The 22,370-nt window shown below is 66.0% G+C and carries 12 protein-coding genes; 8 read left to right on the forward strand and 4 right to left on the reverse strand.

The features are described 5' to 3' along the window. Nucleotides 1-6: 6 nt before the first annotated feature. The 6 genes from J8F10_RS17675 (at nt 7) to J8F10_RS17700 (ending at nt 14,139) form a co-directional block, all read left to right on the forward strand. On the forward strand, nt 7-4,719 hold the full coding sequence (locus J8F10_RS17675) for a hypothetical protein (RefSeq protein ID WP_210655849.1): 4,713 nt from the start codon (nt 7-9) through the stop codon (nt 4,717-4,719). Between the two features lie 349 nt (nt 4,720-5,068). Then, the gene (locus J8F10_RS17680) at nt 5,069-6,985 is read left to right on the forward strand and encodes a primary-amine oxidase (protein WP_210655851.1); all 1,917 of its coding nucleotides are present in this window, start codon (nt 5,069-5,071) and stop codon (nt 6,983-6,985) included. Between the two features lie 597 nt (nt 6,986-7,582). Then, complete coding sequence (locus tag J8F10_RS17685) at nt 7,583-9,970, forward strand: DUF1549 and DUF1553 domain-containing protein (RefSeq protein ID WP_246523422.1); 2,388 nt, start codon at nt 7,583-7,585, stop codon at nt 9,968-9,970. A gap of 248 nt (nt 9,971-10,218) precedes the next feature. Beyond that, nucleotides 10,219-10,749: a transposase gene (locus J8F10_RS17690; protein ID WP_210655854.1), complete on the forward strand. Its 531-nt coding sequence runs from the start codon at nt 10,219-10,221 to the stop codon at nt 10,747-10,749. Nucleotides 10,750-11,137: 388 nt separating this feature from the next. Further along, entirely contained in the window at nt 11,138-12,460 is a 1,323-nt protein-coding gene (locus tag J8F10_RS17695; protein ID WP_246523424.1) for a DUF1501 domain-containing protein, read from the forward strand. 62 nt (nt 12,461-12,522) lie between these two features. Then, nucleotides 12,523-14,139: a PPC domain-containing protein gene (locus tag J8F10_RS17700; RefSeq protein ID WP_210655857.1), complete on the forward strand. Its 1,617-nt coding sequence runs from the start codon at nt 12,523-12,525 to the stop codon at nt 14,137-14,139. A 20-nt stretch (nt 14,140-14,159) separates the two neighbouring features. On the opposite strand, the gene J8F10_RS39025 is transcribed toward J8F10_RS17700, so the two are convergent. The 3 genes from J8F10_RS39025 to J8F10_RS17715 are packed head-to-tail and all read right to left on the reverse strand — an operon-like array spanning nt 14,160 to nt 17,025. Then, the gene (locus J8F10_RS39025; RefSeq protein WP_315854118.1) at nt 14,160-14,867 is read right to left on the reverse strand and encodes a hypothetical protein; all 708 of its coding nucleotides are present in this window, start codon (nt 14,865-14,867) and stop codon (nt 14,160-14,162) included. A 13-nt stretch (nt 14,868-14,880) separates the two neighbouring features. Further along, a complete protein-coding gene (locus J8F10_RS17710) occupies nt 14,881-15,669 on the reverse strand; it encodes a TIGR02996 domain-containing protein (RefSeq protein ID WP_210655859.1) in 789 nt (262 codons plus the stop codon). 24 nt (nt 15,670-15,693) lie between these two features. After that, nucleotides 15,694-17,025, reverse strand: a complete 1,332-nt coding sequence (locus J8F10_RS17715) for a TIGR02996 domain-containing protein (protein WP_210655861.1) — start codon at nt 17,023-17,025, stop codon at nt 15,694-15,696. Between the two features lie 77 nt (nt 17,026-17,102). On the opposite strand from J8F10_RS17715, the gene J8F10_RS17720 reads away from it, so the two are divergent. Together J8F10_RS17720 and J8F10_RS17725 are read left to right on the forward strand one after the other, a co-directional pair. Next, a complete protein-coding gene (locus J8F10_RS17720; RefSeq protein ID WP_210655863.1) occupies nt 17,103-19,913 on the forward strand; it encodes a hypothetical protein in 2,811 nt (936 codons plus the stop codon). Nucleotides 19,914-20,288: 375 nt separating this feature from the next. Further along, nucleotides 20,289-21,707 carry a hypothetical protein gene (locus J8F10_RS17725; RefSeq protein ID WP_210655865.1) on the forward strand — a complete coding sequence of 473 codons (1,419 nt, stop codon included), beginning with the start codon at nt 20,289-20,291 and terminating at the stop codon, nt 21,705-21,707. 364 nt (nt 21,708-22,071) lie between these two features. Here the strand turns inward: J8F10_RS17725 and J8F10_RS17730 are convergent, their stop codons facing one another. After that, nucleotides 22,072-22,308 (reverse strand): hypothetical protein, encoded by a 237-nt coding sequence (locus tag J8F10_RS17730; protein ID WP_210655867.1) that lies wholly within the window; start codon nt 22,306-22,308, stop codon nt 22,072-22,074. Between the last annotated feature and the right edge of the window lie 62 nt (nt 22,309-22,370).

Genomic DNA, 22,370 nt, shown 5'->3' on the forward strand with positions numbered 1-22,370 from the left:
GCGTTGATGGTCGCCGCACTGCCGCCCGCCCTCGAACAGCGGCTCGTCGCGCTGGTTCCGCGCGTGCGGGCGCTGCGCCTGGCCCGCGGCGCGAGCCTGTGCCTCCTCGCGGCCGTCGCCGCGACCGCCTTCGTTCTGCTCCTCGACACCCTCTTCGAGCTCCCGGCGACCGCGCGCGGGCTGTTCATCGCGGTGTGGGTCACGGGCCTGGGCGTCCTCGTGTGGCACCTCGTCGTGCGACCGTGGCAGGCCGACCTCTCGCTCGCGGACGTTGCCGACGAACTGGCGAAGAAATTACCGGAACTGTCCGAGCGGCTCCGGGCGCTCGTGGACGAGGACCAAGCGGGAACGTCCGCCGCGGTGCGGGCCGCGCTCGTCGAGGACACCGCCCGGCGCGCCCGCGCGGTCGATTTTGAACGCGCCATTCCGACGCACCCGGCGCTCCTACGAGTTTGCGGCGCCCTACTCACTCTACTCAGTTTCCTGATGGGCGCGGGGCTGGTGCCCAACAGCGCGGACCGGATCAAGCGCGTGGCGATGCCCTGGTCCCGGCCCCCGGGCGCGGGCGTTCGCGTGGTCGTCACGTCCGGCGAACCGGTCGTTCGGCGCGGTGGATCAGTTACGCTGACCGCGTTCGCGGAGAAGATCGACGGCCGGGTACTCGTGCGCGCCCCCGAAGGCGCCGTGCTGCTGTTCCGCCACCACGCCAGCGGGTCCGAGTACCGGCTCCCGATGACCGCGGACGAGACCGGCGCGGTCCACGTCACGCGCCCCGAAGTAACGGGCGACTTCGAGTACCGCGTTCAGATCGGTAGCACGACGAGCGAGTGGTTCCGCGTCACGGCGCTGGACGCGGTGGAACTGGCGGAAGGAACGCGCATCGAGATCGCCCCGCCCGACTACGCCGCGTCGTGGCGCAAACAGACGGTTGCGGGGTTCGCGGACTTCGACGCCCTCGAGTACAGCGCCGTCACCATTCAGTTGAAGTTCACGCACCCGGCCGCGGCCGCGCAACTGGAATGGCGCCGCGGCGAAGCCAAGCCGGAACCGATCGCGCTGGAACTCGCACCGGACGGCCTCTCGGCGACCGCCGCTGTCCCCGCCCTCGGGCACGAGAGTGGTACCCTGCGACTGGTCCTGCTGCGAGAAGAGAACGGCAAAAAACTCCGTTCCGTGAGCACCATTCACGCGCGAATCACACGCGACAAAGCCCCGTGGATCGAGCACATCTCCGGCGTCGCCTCGTACCCGCGGACCGCGCGCCCGGACGCCCGCATCGCAATTGATTTCGTCGCCTGTGACGACATGAACGTTTCCGGGGCCGTGCTGGAGTTCGATTCCAACACAGCACCGCTGTCCGTTCCACTGATCCCGAGCGGAACCGCTCGGGTAACCGGGCACCTCGATTTCGACCTCGCGAAGCTGGCGCCCGCGAGTGGCACCGTTCGCTTCCGAATTCGCGTGACCGACAATCGCAGCATCGGTGCGGGCAAGGCGCTCGGCCCGCAAGAAACGTTCTACCCCGCGACCGGGTGGAGCGAGTTGCGGATCGCTGCGACCGCGCCGCCGATCGAAGAGCAAGACGTCCTGCACCAGCGCGACGCGGTCCGCAGCGCGACCGAAACCGCGCGCCGCGCCGTGCGCGAAGCCGCAGAAGTCCTGAGCGCGGTGCGGACCGATGTGATCGGGCACACGACACTGGCGCCCGATCACATCATTCGGTTAAATACGATCCGCGAGAAGATCGACCGGGCGGTCGAGGTGCTCAACAACCTCGCGCGCGAGTCGGCCCTCACACTCGAACTGCGCCCGCTCGCCGCGGCCGCGCGCGAAATCGCCGACCGCGAACTCAAAGGCGCAGAAGAGGCGGTCCGCAAAATCGAGGCCGACGAAAACGGGCGCGAAAGCGCGTTCGCCAGTGCGACCGAGCACCTGAGCGGCGCCGGCGACAAACTGGACGCGCTACTCGCGCGAAACGCGAACCTCGCCCGCGACCGGCTCGACCGCGCCAAGCTCGGTACACTCGCCGCGGACCAATCCGCGCTCGCCCGAGCCGGCGAGAAGGACGTACTCGCCCGCCAGCGGGAGCTGTTCGCACAACTGAAAGCCCTGGTCGCCGAGAGCGCCCCCCTTCGCGCCGCGGCCGAGAGCGCGAAGGGCACGGAAGCGCGCCGGCTCGCGCAATCACTCTTCGAGTTATCCGCACAGATCCGCGACCTCGATAAGGTCGCGCGCCAGACCTCGATCGGCGCACAGGCCACGATCCTCGAACGGCTCGCGCACGACCAAGAGGCACTCACGAAGCGGGCCGCGCAGTTGTTCGCGGCAATCGATACCGCCGCGCGCCTGGCCGGGTCCGCGCCCCCCAAACTCGAGGAGTTCCGGCGCGTCGTGGACCTCGCCGCGCTCGGCAAAACGGTCGAAGCGCTCACCGAGTTGGAGCGACAAGCGCAGGCCCTCGAGCGGATCGCGCTCGAGTTCGACAAGTGGGCCGCGGACCGGATCGACCCCAAAAAGGGCACGAGGCAACTCGCGCTGTGGCAGGACGATCTCCTCACGCGCTTCAACACGGCAACGAAGACGATCCCCTTCGACAAGCTCCCGGAAGGAACGCGAACGGCGTTTCGCAGCGAACAAAAGGCACTTCACACGGGGTTGATGCAGTTCGCGTTTCCCCCGGACCCGACGGTAAAGGCCGCACGCGACAACGCCGCGATCCACACCGGCACGGCGCACAGTAGCCTCGCGGAGACCGGCGCCGGGGCGGGTACGGCGATGAAGCTCGCCGCCGACGCGCTCAACCGGCTCGCGGAGAAAACGCCCGCGGTCGCGGAGCGGCTCACGAAAACACTCCGCGCGCTCGACAAGCTCCGGCCCACACAGGACGTGCTCGCGAACGACGTCGAGCGCGCGCTCCGCGGGTACGAGGGGCAAGCCCCGACGCCCGCGCTCGTCAAAAAACTCGCGCCGCTCGCCGACCGTCAGCGGACCCTCGGGCCGGCGGTGGCCGCACTCGATCTCCCCGGTTTGGGCGAGCGCCAGGCGCGCGTCGTCTCGGCACTGGCCCTCGCCGTCACGGATCTACAAGACGGCGCGCCCTTCGACATTCAAGCGTCGCAGTTGTTGGTCCGCCGCGAACTCGACCGGCTCAAACTCGCACTCGAAGGTTCCCCGCCGCCCGACACGAAAGTGGACGAACTGCACCACAAATTCGCCGCCCTCGCAGACGCGCTCGACGCACACGGCGCGAACCTCACGGCGAAGCTCCTCGAACCGGCCGGCCCGGTGGTGCAAGACGTGTCGAGGCAACTGGAGCGGTTCGTTGCCCCGGAAGCCCCGGCCCTTCTGACCGATGCGAAGAAGGCGCTCCTGGGGGCGGACACCTGGTTTCGCGAGGGCACGAAGCCGGACGAAGCCCGGCGCAACGTCCGCGCCGCGGCCGATGCGCTCGGCCAGTTCCGGGACCGGCTCAACGGTTCGGAGACCGATCTGGAGCGCGTCCAGCGGCTCGCGTCCAACCGGCGCCTCGCGGGCGCCCGCGCAAAAGAACTGTCGGACGCGAAGGCGCCGTTCAACCCGCCGGCCTCCGACGAAGCGGGCCGGCAACTGAAGCACGAGGCGGAGGAACTCGTCCACACGCGCGTGGGCGTAGTGGGCCAATTGAACAAGAGGCGCGCACTGGACCAGTACGCGCGGCTCGGCGCGAAGGCCGAACCCGATCGCCTCGCCTCGGACCAGAAGGCGCTCGCGGAGGCGCTCGACGAACTCGCGGCGAAGATGGCCGACATCGCGGAACTCGCCGCGCCCGCGGGCGCCAGCGCGCCGCAGCCCCCGCCGGAAATCGATGCGCACCTGCCGTCCCGGGCGTTCGCCGAAGCGCTCCGCGGGCTCACGGGTCAACAGCGCACGCTCCACGATCAGTTGACGAACTTCGCGCAAGCGCTCGCGGACCGGCTCCGCCCCGCGCCCGTCAACCCGTTCCCCGACCTCGAAACGGAGCAGCGCGCGATCGCGGCGACCCTCCTCGCCCTTGTGCCCGAGGCGGGAGACACCAAAACACAGTGGAAGGCCGCGGTGGGTGCGGCCGATCGCCTGCGCGCCGGCGACGCGCCCGGGGCGCTCAAGAGCGCGGAAGACGCCACGAACCAGTTGAAGCAACTCGAACGGACCGGCGCCGGGAAACCGTGGGGCCAGCGCGCCGCGGCCCTCGCCGCCCGGCAGCGGACCGTACTCGAAGCGGTAACGAAGCTCACCGGCGCAGCGAACGCCGCGACCGCGCAACAAATCGCGCGCGCGAAGGAACTCGCGGCCCGGGCCGGAGAATTGGCCCGGGTGCTGGAGCTGTCGGCGAAGGGGTCGGACCCGCTCGACGAGACCACGAACGCACTCGTCGAGGCCGTGACACAAGTGGCGCGTGCGGAGAAGTTGTTGCTCGAAGCCGCGCGCAAGGCCGACGCGAGCGAGATCCGGGAAGCCGCGAAACTGCGGGCCGACGCCGACGCGCGCGTTCGCACCGCGTACACGCGCATCTCCGGCGCGGCCCCCGCGAGCGGCACGAGCGCGAACGACCTCGGTATCGCCCTGCGCACGGCGGAGGTCGCGATGCGCACGGCGCTCGTCAACTTGACCGCCGCCCCCCCGACCTCGGCCGAGAACGCGATGCGCGCCGCCGCGGACGCGCTCGGTGCCGCAGCGAAGAACGTGAACCTCTCGAAGTGATGTTGCGTCGATCGGTGATCTTGTGTGGCCGGCCTCTGTCAGCAGATGGCAAACGTGGGTCATGGGTCGGCTTGGTGCTATGCCCTCTCCCGTTGTCCTCCCCGACCCGGTCAGCGGAGCTTCTCGCGGGCCGGGGAGCGGGAGAGGGTGGTGAGGCTTTGCGAACCGGGTGAGGGGTAACCTCCTGCACCTGGGAGCAACCCCTCACCCCGCCGCGAAGCGCGGCGACCCTCTCCCGCAAGGGGAGAGGGCAAAATCCGATTCGCGCACGCGGCTCAAAATCGATTGGTACCCGTGCGCGCGACGGGTACACTTGCGCCACCTCTCCGGCCCCACCCACCGAGGCACCATGTCCACCGTCAAGCACCCACTCGAACCCCTCACGGCCGAAGAGGTTCGCTCCGCGGTCGCCGCCCTCAAGGACGCGGGCCGCGTTACCCCGACGACGCGATTCGTTTCGATCAGTTTGGAAGAACCGCCAAAGGCCCTCGTTCACGCCGGCGACCGGGCCGCGTTCGATCGCAAGGCGCTGGCGGTGCTGTTCGACAACGCCACGAACTCGTGCTACGAAGCGACGCTCGCACTCGCCGAGCGCAAGGTGCTCACCTGGAAGCACGTCCCCGGCGCGCAGCCGACGATGACCATCGACGAGCAGGTCGAGTGCGAACAGGCCGTGCTCGCCAGCCCCGAGTTCCGGGCCGCGCTCAAGAAGCAGTACGGGGTGGAAGACGTGTCGCTCGTGATGGTCGATATCTGGAGCGCGGGGAACTACGGCGAACCCGAGGAGAGCACGCGCCGGCTCGCCCGGCCGCTCTGTTTCCTGCGCTCGGACCCGACCGATAACGGGTACGCGCGCCCGATCGAGGGCATTCGACCGGTCGTGGATCTCAACGAGATGAAGGTGATCCGGGTCGAAGAGTACGGGCACTGGCCACTGCCCCCGCAGCCGGGCAATTATGCCGCGGACCGCGTGCCGAACCCGCGGAGCGATATCCAGCGCCTGGAGATCACGCAACCGGACGGCCCGAGTTTCCAGGTGGACGGGTTCCGGGTGACGTGGCAGAACTGGAGCTTCGTAATCGGATTCAACGCCCGCGAAGGTTTGACACTTCACCACCTGCGTTACACCGACCACGGTCAAGAGCGCTCAATCTTGCACCGCGCCTCACTCACCGAAATGGTCGTGCCCTACGGCGACCCGGCGCCCACGCAGTTCCGCAAGAACGCCTTCGATGTCGGCGAGTACGGCATGGGCATGTGTGCGAACAGCCTGACGCTGGGGTGCGACTGTGTGGGCCACATCCGCTACTTCGACGCGCACTTGGTGACGAGCCGCGGTGCGCCGCTCACGATCACGAACGCGATCTGTATGCACGAAGAGGACGCGGGCACACTCTGGAAGCACACCGATCGCCGGTTCCCGGACCGGCCCGAGGTCCGGCGCTCGCGGCGCCTCATCGTGTCGAGCGTCTCCACCGTCGAGAACTACGAGTACGGGTTCTTCTGGTCGCTCTACCAGGACGGCAACATTCAGTTGGAAGTGCGACTTACCGGGATTCTCTCGCTCGGTACCATGCACCCCGGCGAAAAGTCCGAGTACGGTACGATGATTGCGCCGCAACTCTACGCCCCGGTTCACCAGCACTTCTTCAACGTGCGGCTCGATTTCGCTCTCGACGGGATCAACAACTCGGTCCAGCGCGTGGACGTGGTGCCGGACGAACCCGGACCCGCGAACCCGCACGGCAACGCTTTTCGCGCCCGGTCCACGACACTGGAAACCGAGAAGCAGGCCCGAGATCACCTCAAGCTGGAAACCGCCCGGACCTGGCGCGTGGTGAACCCCAACGTCCCCAACGCGGTCGGCGAACCGGTGGGGTACAAGCTCCTCCCGATGGACAACTCGCTCCCGATGGCGAGTACCGATGCGTGGTGGCGGCGCCGGGCCGGGTTCGTGAACTATCACGTGTGGGTGACGCCGTTCGACGCGGGCGAGCGGTTCGCGGCCGGCGACTACCCGAACCAGAGCACGGGCGGCGACGGCCTGGTGAAGTGGACCGAGCGGGACCGACCCATCGCGAACACGGACGTGGTGTTCTGGTACACCTTCGGGCACACACACATTCCGCGCCCGGAAGACTACCCGGTGATGCCGACGGCCACCATCGGCTTCCTGCTCAAGCCGAACGGCTTCTTCACGATGAATCCCGCCAACGACCTCCCGCCGCCCACCAAAGTGGCCACAAAGGACACCTGCTGCCACTGAGTTAACGAGCGGGTGGAGTCACGCAATTACGAGAACTCAACGGCCCTGCAGTTCCGTTCGGAACCATTTGTATTCTTATGTCCAGTATCGTATAATTGGTTGAAAGGGAGTGTCTCTTCATGGAGTGGGCCGCGCGCATCTCTTCGCAAAAGATGGGTAACGCTCGCTCCATAAAGCCGAGAAATGTGGCGTGTGTTGGTCCGAAATCACAGCAATGTGAGTGATTGTTAGCCACCAGAGTGAAACAGCGCAGAGGGCGAAAACGTCAAAAACCTTGAGCTATCAACGACTTGTCGCATTGCTCGCCCGATCATTCGCCGCACACAACCCCCACGGCCCAAAATGTTAGCGATTGTTAGCCTCGTTGCGGCTTTACGAATTTGGCGAACCGCGAGTGCTAACGAGCGGGTGGGCTCCAGTACCTCCACAGATTGCCGCAGTTTCACTGGCGTCAGAACCGGCGCCGGGGTATTCTGATTCCACCCGCCAGTATCGACCCGCCCTCCCGCACTCTCCTCCGACATCATGCGGCAACCCGCCTTCCTTCTCGCTGTGGCTTTGTTCGCCTGCGCGACTCCTCTTCGGGCCGCTGACGAATTGAGTGCGTTTCCCTCCACAGTTGTGCTCGACGGCGCAGACGCCAAGCAGCAACTGGTGGTGACCGAAACGAAGAACGGCAAACTCGCGGACCGCAGCGCAGACGCCACCTACACGAGTAGCGCCCCCGGCGTCGCGATGGTGAAGGCCGGTGTGGTGGTCCCGGTGAGTGACGGTGACGCGGTCGTTACGGTCACCGCGAACGGCCGGACCGCGAAGGTCGCCGTAAGCGTGAAGAACACCACGAGCACAAATCCGGTCACCTTCGAGCGCGACATTCAGCCGATCCTCACCCGATCCGGGTGCAACGCGGGGGCGTGCCACGGTAAAGCACGCGGGCAGAACGGCTTCCAGCTCTCACTGCTCGCTTACGACAACGATTTCGACTTCAACGCGATCACCACCGAAGCGCGCGGTCGGCGTATCTTCCCTGCGAACCCGACATTTAGCCTGCTGCTCCGCAAGGCGAGCGGCCAAACTCCGCACGGCGGCGGGAAGAAGCTCCCGGAAGGCAGCCCCGAATACCGCGTGCTCGAAAAATGGGTCTCCTCCGGGACGCCGCGAACACCCGAGAACGCGCCGAAGCTCGAAAAGATTACGCTGTTCCCCGATAGCCGGCTGATGACCTTCAAAGCGAGTCAACAACTCGCGGTGACGGCTCACTACTCCGATGGCACCACGCGCGACGTCACCAGCCTGTCGCAGTTCTCGTCGAGCGAAAGCGTTTACGCCGCCGTCGATGCCGCGGGTGTGGTGAAGGCCGGGCCGATTCCCGGCGAAGCGACGATCATGGCGCGCTTCGCGGAGAAGTTCGCGGTATCCAGTGTGCTGATTCCGCTGCCCACAGACGTGGACGCGAGCGTGTACGAGAAGCTCCCGCGGAACAACTTCATCGACGGCCTCGTGTGGGCGAAGCTGAAGCAACTCAACGTCACGCCGTCCGAACGCGCGCCGGATGACAAGTTCCACCGGCGCGCGTACCTCGACGTGATCGGCCGGTTACCCACACCGGACGAAACGCGGGCCTTCCTCGCGGGCAAAGACCCACAGAAGCGCGAGAAGCTGATTGACGCGCTGCTCGACCGCCCAGAATACGCGGACTTCTGGGCGAACAAATGGACCGACCTTCTGCGGCCGAACCCGTACCACGTCGGCATGAAGGCGACGTACAACCTCGACCAGTGGATTCGCAAGAGTTTCCGCGCGAACCAGCCCTACGACGAGTTCGTGCGAGACATCATCACCGCGAACGGCAGCACGTTCACCAACGGCGCGGCGGTGTTCTACCGCAACCGGCGCGAACCGGACGAACTGACCACGATGGTGAGCCAGCTCTTTCTCGGCGTCCGGCTCGATTGCGCGAAGTGCCACCACCACCCGTTTGAAGTGTGGGGTCAGGACGATTTCTACAGCTTCGCGGCGTTCTTCGGTCGCATCGGGCGCAAGGGTGTGGGGATCTCCGCCCCGATTAGTGGCGGCGAGGAAGTGATCCACCTCGGTAGCGGTACGGGCGGCAAGCGCAACGGGAGTTCGGTGCGGCACCCGGTTAGCGGGAAAGAAATGACACCGACGCCCCTTCTGGGCAAGCCGCTCGACATCGACCCGGACAAAGATCCGCGTGCGGTGCTGGCCGCGTGGGTCACGGCCCCCGAGAACCCGTACTTCGCGAAGGTGATCGCGAACCGCGTGTGGGCCGATCTGATGGGCCGCGGAATCGTCGACCCGGTAGACGACCTCCGCGCCACGAACCCGCCGAGCAACCCGGAGCTACTGGACGCACTTGCGAAAGACTTCCGCAAGAACAAGTGCGACCTGAAGGCACTCATTCGCACCATCTGTTTGAGCCACGCTTACGGACTGAGTACCGTGCCGAACGACCGCAACGCGGCCGACCTGCGCAACTACTCGCACCACTACCGGCAGCGCATCCGCGCGGAGGTGCTGCTCGATATGGTCAGCGACGTTTCGGGTGTGCCGGAGAAGTTTGAAGCGATGCCGGCGGGGTCGCGGGCCATTGAAGTCTGGACCGCGCGATCACAGTCGGTGTTCCTCGACAGTTTCGGCCGCCCCGACCCGAACCAAGACCCGCCGTGCGAGCGCACCTCGGACACGACCGTTGTTCAGGCGCTCCACCTGATGAACAGCCCGAACCTCTACCGCAAAGTGACCTCGGACGAAGGTCGCTGCGCCGCTCTCGCGAAAGGCCCGAAGACACCCGCGGAGATCGTTGACGAGCTTTACTTGCTCGCGTATTGCCGCACTCCAACCGATACCGAACGCACAGCGGCCGTGAAGCGCTTCGAGAAAAAGGGATCAACGAAACGCAGCGCGACCGAAGACCTGATGTGGGCGCTCATCAACACCCCGGAATTCGTGTTCAACGATTGATGACGTGACCACAAAGGCAAACGAGCCGCGATCGCAAGGAGCTGGAACGACAGACAACAAACAACGATTGGTAACGTGGCCCGCAAAGGTAAACGAGCCGCGACCGCAAGGGAGCGGGAAGCGCAACCCGTTCCTGGAAGTCTCGATGTCCGGGATGTCGCTCCCGCTCCCTTGCGGTCGCGGCTCGTAACAAAGTAAGCGCGACCGCAAGGGAGCGGTGCGACAGACAACACGCAGCCGAGTCGCCGATGTCTGCGATCGCTTATTTCATCACGTTCTCCACATACGGAACGTGGCTGCATGGCGACGAGCGCGGCTCGGTCGATCGAAACAACAATGCTGCCGGTGAAGTGCTGTTACCCGAGAACGCGGATCTACTACGAACCCGGAAAGCGCTGATGAACGCACCGGAATATCGAATGAAGGCTCCGGAACGGGAAACGGTACTTACGGCTATTCGCCAGCACGCGGAGATCAGGGATTGGCGCCTGCTCGCGGTTCATGTTCGCACGAACCACGTTCACCTGGTCGTTGTCGGGGATGCGAAACCGGAACGCATGATGACCGAATTCAAGGCTTACGCTTCACGCGCGCTGAATCGAAACAGTCCGGCCGGAGCGCAACGAAAATACTGGACACGGCACGGTTCGACGCGGTGGCTAAATACGGACGAGTCGGTTCTTCGAGCGATCGAATATACGGTCAGTGAACAAGGTGAGCCAATGGCCGTGTACCACGTGAAGGTGGAAGGAACAAACGAACCGCGACTGACTTCGTAACGAGCCGTGACCGCAAGAGAGCGGTGCGATAGACAACAAACAACGATTGATGACGTACCGCAAAGGTAAACGAGCCGCGACCGCAAGGGAGCGGGAGGCGCAACCAGTTTCAGGGAGTCTCAGTACGCGGATATCGCTCCCGCTCCCTTGCGGTCGCGGCTCGTAAAAACTAAGGATATCGCTCCCGCTCCCTTGCGGTCGCGGCTCGTAAAAACTAAGCGCGACCGCAAGGGAGCGGGAGGCACAACCAGTTTCAGGGAGTCTCAGTACCGAGGATATCGCTCCCGCTCCCTTGCGGTCGCGGCTCGTTGCAGTCCCTCCCTCTTGGTGTTGCCTGATTGACCGATGTAGCCCGAAACCAGCCCACCCGAATCACATGGGATCTGCCATGCCCAAAAACTGCAGTGGCGTCTCGCGACGCGACGCCCTCCAACTCGGTCTCGGTGCGCTGCTCGGGGGCGGGTTGGTCACCGCACTGCGTGCGCGCGGGTTCGCCGCGGAAGTTGCGAACCCGCCCGCGGCCAAAGCGAAGTCCTGCGTCCTCATCTGGCAGGACGGCGGACCGACGCACTACGAGATGTTCGACCCCAAGCCGGACGCGCCCGCGGAGTACCGCGGTGACTTCAAAGCGATCCCGACCGCAACGCCCGGCGTGCAGTTCTCCGAACACATGACGAAGCTCGCGAAGGGCTTCGGCAAGTTCGCGATGATCCGCTCCATCCGGCACGAGCAGGGCAACCACGGGGCCGGTAACCACTACATGATGACCGGCGCACCGCCGCGAATCCCCGTCGGGTGCGGCGCGTTCGTGAGCTTCCACCCGAGCATGGGTTCGGTCGTCGCGTGCGAGAAGGGCGCGCCCGCGGGGCTGCCCGCGTACTTCTCCATGCCGAGCATGGCGCGCTCCGGCGGGCCGAACTTCCTCGGTGCGAAGTTCGCACCGTTCGTGGTCGCGGAAGACCCCAACGGCCGGAGCTTCAAGGTGCGCGACGTGGCGCTGCCGGAGGGTTTGACTGGCGAGCGCTTCGACGACCGCGCCGGCACGCGGAGCGAAGTCGACACCCTCAAGCGGTTCATGGACCGCGCCGCGGGCGATCCCGCGCTCGCGCTCGACGAGCACTATAAGCAGGCCTACGACCTGATGAACTCGCGCGAGGCACAGGCGGCGTTCGACATCGGCCGTGAACCCGAGCGCACTCGCGAGCGTTACGGCCGCAACGCCTTCGGTCAGCGGTGCCTACTCGCCCGGCGCCTGGTCGAAGCCGGCGTGCCGTTCGTCACGGTCTACGATGGCGGGTGGGATCACCACTCCAAACTGTTCGACTCCCTGAAGAAGCGCCTGCCCGAGTGGGACAACAGCGTGTCCGCGCTCATCGAAGACCTGGACCAGCGCGGGCTGCTCGATAGCACACTCGTGATCGCGCTGGGCGAATTCGGGCGCACGCCGCAAATCAACAAGGACGCGGGCCGCGACCACTGGGCCAACGCGATGAGCGTGCTGTTCGCGGGCGGCGGAACCCCGGGCGGGACCGTTGTCGGCGCCACCGACAAGAAGGGCTTCGCCGCGATCGAGCGCGTGTTAGCTCCCGAAAACTTCGTTTCCACCGTGTACACGAAACTCGGTATCGACCCGAACAAGATCCTGTTCAACCAACAGGGTCGCCCCGCGCACCTCGTCAGCGACCCGACGCCGATCAAAGAACTGATGTGATCGAGACGCAACAAGAGCAGCCGCAGATCAACGCAGATGGAACGCGGATCAGAAGAACTTACATGATGAAAATCTCTCTTTATCTGCGTTTATCTGCGTTGATCTGCGGTTCTTTTGCCTCCACCGCCACGGCAGCGCCGCCTGCCATCACGCACCTTTACCCCGCCGGCGCCCAGCGCGGCACTACGACCGAAGTGACCGCTGCGGGTACGCTCGACGCAACCACAAAGGTGTGGGTCAGCGGCGTGGGCGTGTCGGCGGAAGTCGCAAAGGGGAAGTTCGCGGTCACGGTCGCGAAGGACGCCACGCCGGGCACGTACTGGCTGCGTGCTCATAATGCGGAAGGCGCGAGCGCGCTGCGCCCGTTCGTGGTCGGGGTGTTGCCCGAGGTGACCGAGAAGGAGCCGAACGACGACTTCAAGAAGCCACACGTTCTCAACGACTTAGCGGTGACGATTAATGGCCGGCTCGAAAAGAGTGGCGACGTCGATTGCTTCGCGGTGCCGCTCAAGAAGGGACAGACGCTCGTCGCCTCGCTCCAGGCGAACCGCGTGCTCAACTCCCCGATGGACGGGATGTTGCAGATCCTTTCGGCCGACGGCTTCGTGGTCGAAGAGAACAACGATTTCCACGGACTCGATCCGCAACTCGCGTTCACGGCCAAGAAGGACGGCACCTACATCGCCCGCGTCTACGCTTTCCCCGCGGCGCCCGATGCGAGCATTCGCTACTTCGGCTCGGATGCGTGCGTGTACCGCCTCACGCTGACGACGGGTGCGTTCGCGGACTTCGCGCTCCCCGTTCGCGAACCCGATGCCCCACCGCAAGCCGATATCTGGGGCTGGAATTTACCCAAATCCGGGAAGCGGCTCCTCGTACCGAAGCTCGCGCCGGGAGAAGCCTTCGCAGCGCTGTCGGACCCGGAGATCGCGAACCCGGTTCCCCTTCGGGTCGAACCGCACCCGCACTTCGTTGACGTGGATCAACGCGATCGGCTCGCACACAAGTACGAAGCGCCGTTCTCACTCACCGCTCGACTGCACGCGAAGGGTTTGGCACAGCGCATTCCCCTATCGCTCAAGAAGGGGCAAGCGCTCACGCTCCAAGTTGAGAGTCGAACGCTCGGACTGGCTGTGAACCCGGTGATCGAGGTGTTCGACAAAGACGAGAAGCGCGTCGCGCGTGCGGAGCCGGCCAAGCTAAACGGCGACAGCGTGCTGTCATTTAACCCGCCGGCCGATGGAGCGTATTCGATCGCGGTGAGTGACCTGTACGGCGGCGGGGGAGGCGCACGCGATGTGTTCGCGCTCCGCGTCCTCGAAGCGAAGCCGGACTACGACCTCACCGTTGCCGCGGATCGCTTCACGCTCACCCCGGGCACGCCGACGACGATTCCGGTCAAGATCAACCGCCAGAACGAATTCGCCAAAAACGTCGAGATCAGCGCGGAGGGACTGCCCGAAGGGGTGAAACTCGAGGCCGCCAAACCCGCGAAAGCCCAGGCTGGTGTCCTCACGGTCTCGCTCACCGCAGAAAAGCCGTGGTCGGGTTCGTTCCGGCTAATCGGCACGATCAAGGGCGAGCCGAAGTACCAGCGCACGGCCCGCTTCGCACTGACCGAGTCCGACGATACCACCGCGGACCTGTGGTTAACGGTCACTGCGCCACCGAAGAAGTAGCCTCGATCACGAAGCTCGCCTCACGTCTTTCCCAAGAGTAAATCGACCACCCAGCACCCGCGCACGTGCGGCCCGGGGGCGCGGCAGTGGTCCAGGATCTCGGCGCTGTTGCACCCGGCGTCCTGGAGTGCGTCGGCCAGAATGGGCATCGCGCTAAAATCACGCGACGCATACACCTGAGCCGCGAGGGTCAGAACGTTTGTCGTAAGCCAGGACGGATCTACAGCGACGGAGCGAAACGGGTTACCCAGCACATCGCGCGCGACAGCCGGCGAGAAGATCGGATCGGGAGGCTCGCGGAAGCACAGTCGCGAATCGTCCGCGTTCAATCGCTCGGCCCAGTTCGCTGCCGAACGAGCGATATCAAACGAGATGAGTGTGCGATCACGACTCGGTATGCCGTTTTCAGTCGCATCGCAAGCATCGAGCCACCCGTCCCGGACGGCCTTCTGGTCCCGCCAGTAGCGATCCCGCATCTCGTCCACAGCGAACACGGCGGCTTCGGCGAAGTACGCCGCGCGACTCAGTTCGTCGCCGGTCGCGAGGCCGTCGGCGAACAGTTCGCTTATCTCGACTGCCCCCCGGCTCCCGTCGTTCACGAGCCAATCCCAGGCGAGCCGGCAGCACCCGCACGCGATCAAGCGGGCCTTGCGGTCGCTCGCGGACTCACACACGACCGCAGCGATCGCTTCGTCGTCGGTACCCGCCAGCCATTCCGCTTCGGTCACGGGCGATCCTCCGTCAGTGCAGGGCGTCCCCGAACCGGCGCTCCAGCACGGCCCAGTTGCGGTCGCGGATCGAGTTCTTGGTGATGTGGAGTTCCTTCAGTTGGCCCAGGTACTCGCTCTGGGCCAGGGCCCGCGCGCCCCGGTCGGTAATGCGGTTGCCGCGCACGTCCAGTTCTTCGAGCCCGCGCAGTTGCGGCATGTTCGCCAGTGCAACCGCGCCCCCGGTGCGGATGTCGTTGTCGGCCAGCAGCAGCACGCGCAACCGCGACAGGTCCGGGTGGGCCGCGAACAGTTCCATGTCGCTCGCGTTCAGCTCCAGCCCCTCCAGATCGATGCACTCCAGGCGCGAGAGGAACCGGGACGCGAACAGCGGTTCGGTCCACCAGGCGTAGACGCCGCACACCTGGTCCCAGATGCGGCACGTGGTGAACTTCACCCGCGTGAGGGGCGTGTACTCGAACCACGTCTCCGCGTGCTGGAGGAACGCGCTCGCGGGCACGTCGAGGGCCTGCACGAACCCGCGCACGAACACGGCCTCGCGCGCCGCGGGGCGAAAGGGCGCGAGCCACTCGGCGCTGTGGGCTTTTAGCAGCGCGGCGCGGCGGGCGAACAGCACGGCCCGGCGGCGCTCGTCCTCGTCGGTGCCCGGCGGCGTGCGGGCCAGTTCGATCTCGGTACGAATGAAGTCCGCGCGCCCGGCCCGGCCGTGCTCTTCGAGCCAATCGGCGAACACGAGCCGGACCGTATCGTCGGCCGGTTCGTCGCAAATCGCTTTGAGAAACGTCCGCTCGTCGTTGCTCATAACACCATCGTACCAAATGACCGGTCACCAGCCCCAGATGTCAATGTTCCCGCGCCCGAACCGGGAACAGAGTTGGGCCTTCGCTTGCGCCCCGAAATTGTTCCGGCTCACGCGCAGGTAGCGCAGGTCGCGCCAGTGGACCGATCCGGCGAGGGTCGCCGCCCCCCGGTCGCCCAGTTCGACGGCGGACAGATCGAGGTCGATCACGGTTCCCAGGCCGGGCCACGCTGCCAACACTTCGGCCCCCGCGTCACCAAGTTGAGTTTGCTGCAATCCGATGTGTATCGGGCGGAACCGGCGAGCCGAGAGCAGCGATCGAACGCCCGCATCAGTAATGTTTCGATTGAACGCCAAGTTTAGCGATTTCACACTCTCGAGCCCCGGCCACGCGGCCAGCGCCTCAAGGGCCGCGTCGGTAAGTCCGTTGGAACTCAGGTCGAGCGCGACCAGGTCTGTGATGTGAGGGGAACGGGCCAGCGCGCGGGCACCGGTGTCCCCGCACATCGCGCCGCGCAGGTCCAGGAACCGGAGCGCGCTGAGTGGCGCGGTAGCGATGACCTCGGGCGCCCACTCCGCGGCCCGGCGCGGCTCGAACCGGCGCACGCGCGAGGCGAACGGGGTGTGCAGCATCCGTTCGAGGGTATCGCGCGAGACGTGCGGGCAGTGCAACTTGAGCGCAGTCGGACGCAAGTGGGGCGCCGCGGCCAGCACGTTAAGCGCGGAATCGCTGCAATCCAGGCGCCCCAAATCGAGCACCCGCACGGCCGCGAGGTGAGGGCATTCGACAAACGGCGCGAAGAATTCCGCCTCGCACGGCACGCTGGCAAGGAAGCCGAACCGGAGCGCGCGGATGCGTTCGAGTTGTCGGCACTCCGGCACGAGAGCGCGTGCCTCTGAATCGACACGAGACAAATCCAGTGACTCGACCGGGTGCCGCTCCCACAAGCGATCCGGGTTCCGCACGAGCGGTTCGAGCGGGAGCGAGACGTGCCCCACGAACCCGCGGGAAAAGCCGGCGTCGTCGATCGCGGTCCCGGCCACCGCGAACTCGGGCAGTTCGGCCGCCCACGCCCGGCGGTTCGCGCTCAGCAGTTCGCTTTCGCGCCGCAACAGTGCGACCCGCTCGGCCGTGTCGTGCGGGCGGAACTGGCACCCGTCCGCGCTCTGGAGCGTACCGAACGTGTCTGGTAGGTCGCTCTCCTCCGCGCGTAAACGCGCGAGTTCGATCTGCACCCGAACGAATTCCGCGCGCGGGGCACCGCCGTGCTCCTCGAGCCAGTCGGCGAACATCAGGCGCGGCGTGTCCTCGTCCGGGTGGGCCAGGATCGCGGACAGCAGGGCGTCGTGGTCGGACATGGGGCACCGGGCGTCGGGTTCTGTACTATAACCGGGTTCGCGCGCCGATTCAGCCACAGCACGCCAGCGACCCCACCATGAGCGAAGACCGTCAACTGCACCTGCTCTCGTCGTACCGGCTCGCGACCTCGTACCCGCTCCAGCAGACCCCGGACGAAGTGGCCGCGTGGCTCAACGGGTTCGCCGCGCTCTGGCACCCGGCCGCGCTCGCCGGGGCGGTGCAAGCGCCGCAAGCGTCCAGTTCTTACGACCACGATCTCCCGCGCAGCGGGTTCGTGTACTGCGTGCCCGAAGGCCCGCACTTGTTCCAGCCCGACGACTGGGACCGGCGCGTCGAACAGGCCGGGGCCGCCGTCTTCCGCGCGACCGCGTCGCGGAGCGAAACGATTGAGCGCCTGTTGGCCGCGCTCCGAGAAGCGGGCCAATCGGGGCCGCTGTTCGATGTGCCCCCGGAAGCCGTGCGGCTCTTCGCCGGGTTGGGTTACGGCTACCAGATGCTCGACACGCTCTACGAGGCGATGGACCACGAGAAGCTGCTCGACGCTCCCGGGTTCTGGGCCGACGTGGTCGCCGCACGCGACGCACTGGAACGCGGCGAGGATTACAAGTCGCCTCTGAAGAGCGCGGCCGAGAAGCTCCAAGCCGGGCGCGAGCCGGTCTATTCCGGTTCCCTCTACTGGCTCGACTGGGTTCACATCGACCCCAAGAACTTCGACGCGCCGTGGCCCGCGTCGCTCGCGGCCGGGTTGCCGATCACGGTACTCGCTTCCGGCGAAACACTGGAGCAACTCGCGGAGCAGGCGCCCGAGCGCTTCAGCGAGCTCAAAGCGAAGATCCCGCCCGATTTGCCGCAAGCCGTGGACCTGTGCTGCGGATCGTACCGCGACCGCGAAGACGCGCTCATGCCCGTTGAGAGCCAGTTGTGGAACCTCCGCGCCGCGCGCCGCGCCGCGCACAAACTATTCGGTGTCGAACCCGCGGTATACGGCCGTAAGAAGAGCGCGTTCCACCCGCAGCTCCCCGGCTGGCTCACGCACATGGGCTTCAAGCACGCGGTCCTGGTCAGCTCCGACGGCGGACTGATTCCCAGCATCCGGGCGTCCGCGGTGAACTGGCCCGGTCCCGACGGCAAAGCGGTCGAAGCGTTCACGCGCGAACCGCTCCCGGCCCACGACCCGCACACGTTCTTCAACCTCGTCTACCACCTGCACCAGGCCACGAGCTACGACTCCGCGCCCACGGTGTCGCTCTCTCACAAGGGCGAAGCCGCGTTCGCGACGTACCACGACCTACTCGCGCTGGCCGACCTCGCGCCCGTATTCGGCGACTGGACCAACCTGAGCCGCTACTTCGGCGGCGCGACGAGCGGCGACTACATCGGCGTGCAGTCGGCCGACGAGTTCTTCGCGGACTACCTTGATGACCGCACGACGAACTTGCACCGCCCGGACCCGGTGAGCGGGTTCCCGCGCCACCTCCGGCTCCGGCGCCGCATCGACTCGGCCTTCACGCTCGCCGCGCTCCACCGCGCGCTCACGCCGCCCACCCCGGAAGACGAGGACGCGCTGCGGGCGCTGGCCGAAGCCGAGGACGCGATCGAAGTGCGCGGGGTGAACGTGGGGTTCGAGGAAGAACCTACCGCCCTCACCACGCTCGAAACGCACTGGGCGAAGAAGCTCGCGGACCGCATTCAGGCGCGCTCGGCCGAGGGGCAGCCGGGATTGATGGTGTTCAACCCCTGCGGGTTCACGCGGCGCGTGGCGCTGGAGATCGAGGGCTTTCGCGGCGCGATCCCGGTCGCCGATCCGGTAAAGGCCGCGGAGTTCAGCGGCACGACCGCGCGGCTCGTTGTGGAAGTCCCGTCGCTGGGGTTCGCGTGGGTGCCGCGCGCGGGGAGCGCCGCGCCGCCGAAGCCGCGCATCAAGCTCGCGGAGGGCTTGACCGTGCGGAACGAGTTCATCGAGTGCGACGTGGACGCGACCACCGGCGGCATCCGCTCGTTCCGCGACCTGCGCACCCGCGCGACGCGGTTCGGCCAGCAGTTGGTGTTCAACCCGGGCAGCAAGATGATCGCCCGCGACGTCCGCGTGACGCACAGCGGTGCGGCCCTCGGCGAGATCGTGAGCACGGGCGACCTGATCGACGAGCGCGACGAGATCCTCGCGACCTTTAAACAGCGCGTGCGGGCGTGGCTCGGCCGGCCGGTGCTGGAACTGCGCATCGAACTCGATGTGAAGCACCAGCCGACGGGGTACCCGTGGCACGCTTTTTACGGCTCGCGGTTCGGGTGGCGCGACGAGCGCGCGGTCCTGTTCCGCGGGGTGAACGGCGCGAACGCGCAAACGGGGTACACGCGCCCGGTCTCGCCCGATTACCTCGAAATCCGGCTCGGCGCGGAGCGCTCGTTCCTCTTCACGGGCGGGCTGCCGTTCGTTCAGCGCCACGGGGCGCGCATGGCGGACGTGATCCTGGCCCCCGAGGGCGAACAAGCGCGCACCTTCGACTTGCTCCTCGCGACCGACCGCGACGTGCCGATGCAGACCGCGCAGGGATGGGTGTCACCGTCGCCGGTGGTGCTCACCGAGAAAGGCCCGCCCGCGATCGGCGCGTCCGGCTGGCTCGCGCACGTCGATATGCCGAGCTTCTTGCTGATGAGCCTGCGCCCGTGCGAGCCAAGTGAAGGGTCGAATCGCGCGGTCGCCGGCTCGCTCATCGAAACGACGGGGTTCAGCGGCTCGGCCGAACTGCGCTTCGCACGCGATCCCAATACCGCGGCGCTCGTCGATGGAATGGGGAACGTGCTCCAACCGCTCGCCATGAACGGCGACGCGATCCCGCTCGAATACTCCGCCGGCGAAACGCTGCGCGTGAAAGCCGAGTGGATCTGATATCGCGTCGAGATCGTCGTGGAGTCCGAACGAGCCGCGACCGCCAGGGAGCGGGAGGCGCGGTCAGTTCCTAATCACCCCGTGTGCCACCCGAGCCGCACCCGCTCCCTTGCGGTCGCGGCTCGTTACCACAAGGCCGAGTGGATCTAACCATCCCTGCGGTCGGGTTGCGGATTGCAATCCGACCACGGCATTTCGCACGAATTCCTGCCACGTCCCCTAACTGTCCGTTGTCCGCAACTCCTATCTGCAAAATCACTTCCATCGCCCGCACTGATCCGGCACGGTCGGTGCGATAGCCCCTCGCACGCACCTATCGGGCCGGCGTTCGAGCTGCCATCCGGCGAGCCGCCCGTTGCGTTCTGGACCCACTCAATGAATGCCCGCGATCTGTATTTCGTGATCCCCACGTACCGGCTCCGCGACGTGGGCGAGACGGTCGAAGCCTACGACGAGCACTTCCGGCGCAACGGCCACTCACCGAAGATCATCGTGTTCGATGACTCCAGCCCGGCCGCACAAGAGAAGTATTACCCGCTCCTCGAGCGGACCCGCACTTACAACGAGGTGTTCTACGTCGGTCCGCGGGAGAAGGAGGAGTTCACCGCGTACCTGGGCAAGCGCCTGCGCGACAAGCGCCTCGACGGACTGGTGAAGAACCTGTTCCGCCCGAGCTACGGCGGGAACCGCAACTGTGCCCTCATGTACACGCTCGGCGGACTGGTGGTATCGGCCGATGACGACATGCGCCCCTACGCACTCATGGAAGACAGCCTGGAATCGCTCGACGAGGGCGAAATCAGCCGCGGGCGACTCCACCGCGTGAACCAGAACGGGTACGTCAGGAAGTCGTTCGACGTGCTCGGGTCGTTCCTCGACGTGCTGGGCAAAAAGGCCGGTGACGTGCCGGCCAACTACGAAGCCGGCGAGGTGCTGGTGGACACGGCAATGGACCTGGAAACGAACGCGACCAAGGGCGTGAGCCGGGAGAACTCGCTGTTGCTGCAAAAGGGCGCGGTCCACCCGGACGCGGTCGTGAAGATGGCCCAGACGTTCCGATCGGGAACGAACGACGTGGACGCTCTCGACTTCGCCGAACTGTTCCTGGCCAACGAGGAGCAAGTGGACCCGGACGAACTGAACGAGCTCTACGTACTGGTCAACTTCCGCCCGGCGGTCACCAAGTTGAACTGGCGAATGGATTGCGGCGTGGCCGGGTACGACAACACGTTCGGCCTCCCGCCGTTCTTCCCCACCCGGCTCCGGTTCGAGGACTACGTGTACCGGCTGTGGGTGCGGCAGGATCAGGTTGCCGCCGCACACGTGGACGCTGCCCAGAACCACACCAAATCGAACTACATGCGGAACCCGGTGGCGGCCGAGGTCTTCAACGAGGAAGTGTGCAACCTGCTCAAGCGGAAGATCAAGGACACGCTCAGCCACACGGACGAGTTGACCATCGGGTTCGATTACGCCGGGGAGGTAACGGCCGAGGACGCAGCGCGGAGCCTGGACAAAGTAGCGGCCATACACGCTCGCGCAGTAGAGGCGGCCGGGGCCGCGCGGCCCGAACGGGCGGACGCTTTGCGCCTGTTTGCGGCCAATCTGCAGAAGGCGTTCTACAGCTTCGAGCCGGACTTCTTCCAGCAGAACCTGCTGCGCATCGCGGACGACGTGGTATCGGTCATCAAGGGGTCGATCGAACTGTGGCCGACGCTCGTCGAGATTTGCTACTTCGAGAAGGACCGCCGCGGACTCCCGCAAGTGCGGGTGAACAACCAGAAGCGCACGTGACTGCGTGGGCACCCGCGCTCGACGAATCCGCGAAGCGAATTGCTCAACTGTGCTACCGAGTAGTTCGCAAACAACCCCGATAGTGGATGAGCCGCGCCCGCAAGGAAGCGGTTGCGACCAGTTCCTGGAGTTGCACCCGGCGTTCGGGGACTGAGTGGGAGGAGCCGCGCCCACAAGAAAGCGGTTGCGACCAAGCCAATGACAAGTGCATCAGCCGTACAGCGCCTCTATAACGAGCCGCGCCCGCAAGGAAGCGGGAGTCGCAACCACTTCCTTGCGGGCGCGGCTCGTTATGAGGTCACCAAACGCAAACAGGCTCACCCAACGAGTGGGTGAGCCTGCAGCATAACCGCGGTTCAGACGGTTACGAGCACTTGTTACAGTCTTTGTCCTTGGCTTCGGCGTCGGCCTTTGCCGCGTCCGCTTCGTTCTTGGCCTTCTCCTCGGCCTCTTCCGCACGGTTCTGGACCTTGTTCAGCTTCTCGTTCACCCAGTTCTTGGCCTCTTCCGCCTTTTCGCCGGCCCGGTTCGCGACCTTCTGGGCCGTTTCCGAGATCGCGTTCCCGGCTTCGACCAGTTTGCCTTTGATGGTATCAGCCATGATTGTTCTCCTTTGTTTCAGAATTCGGGGTTGTTGAGCCGGTTTTATCGGCCCGGTCGCCG

The organism is Gemmata palustris, assembly GCF_017939745.1.
Lineage (GTDB): Bacteria > Planctomycetota > Planctomycetia > Gemmatales > Gemmataceae > Gemmata > Gemmata palustris.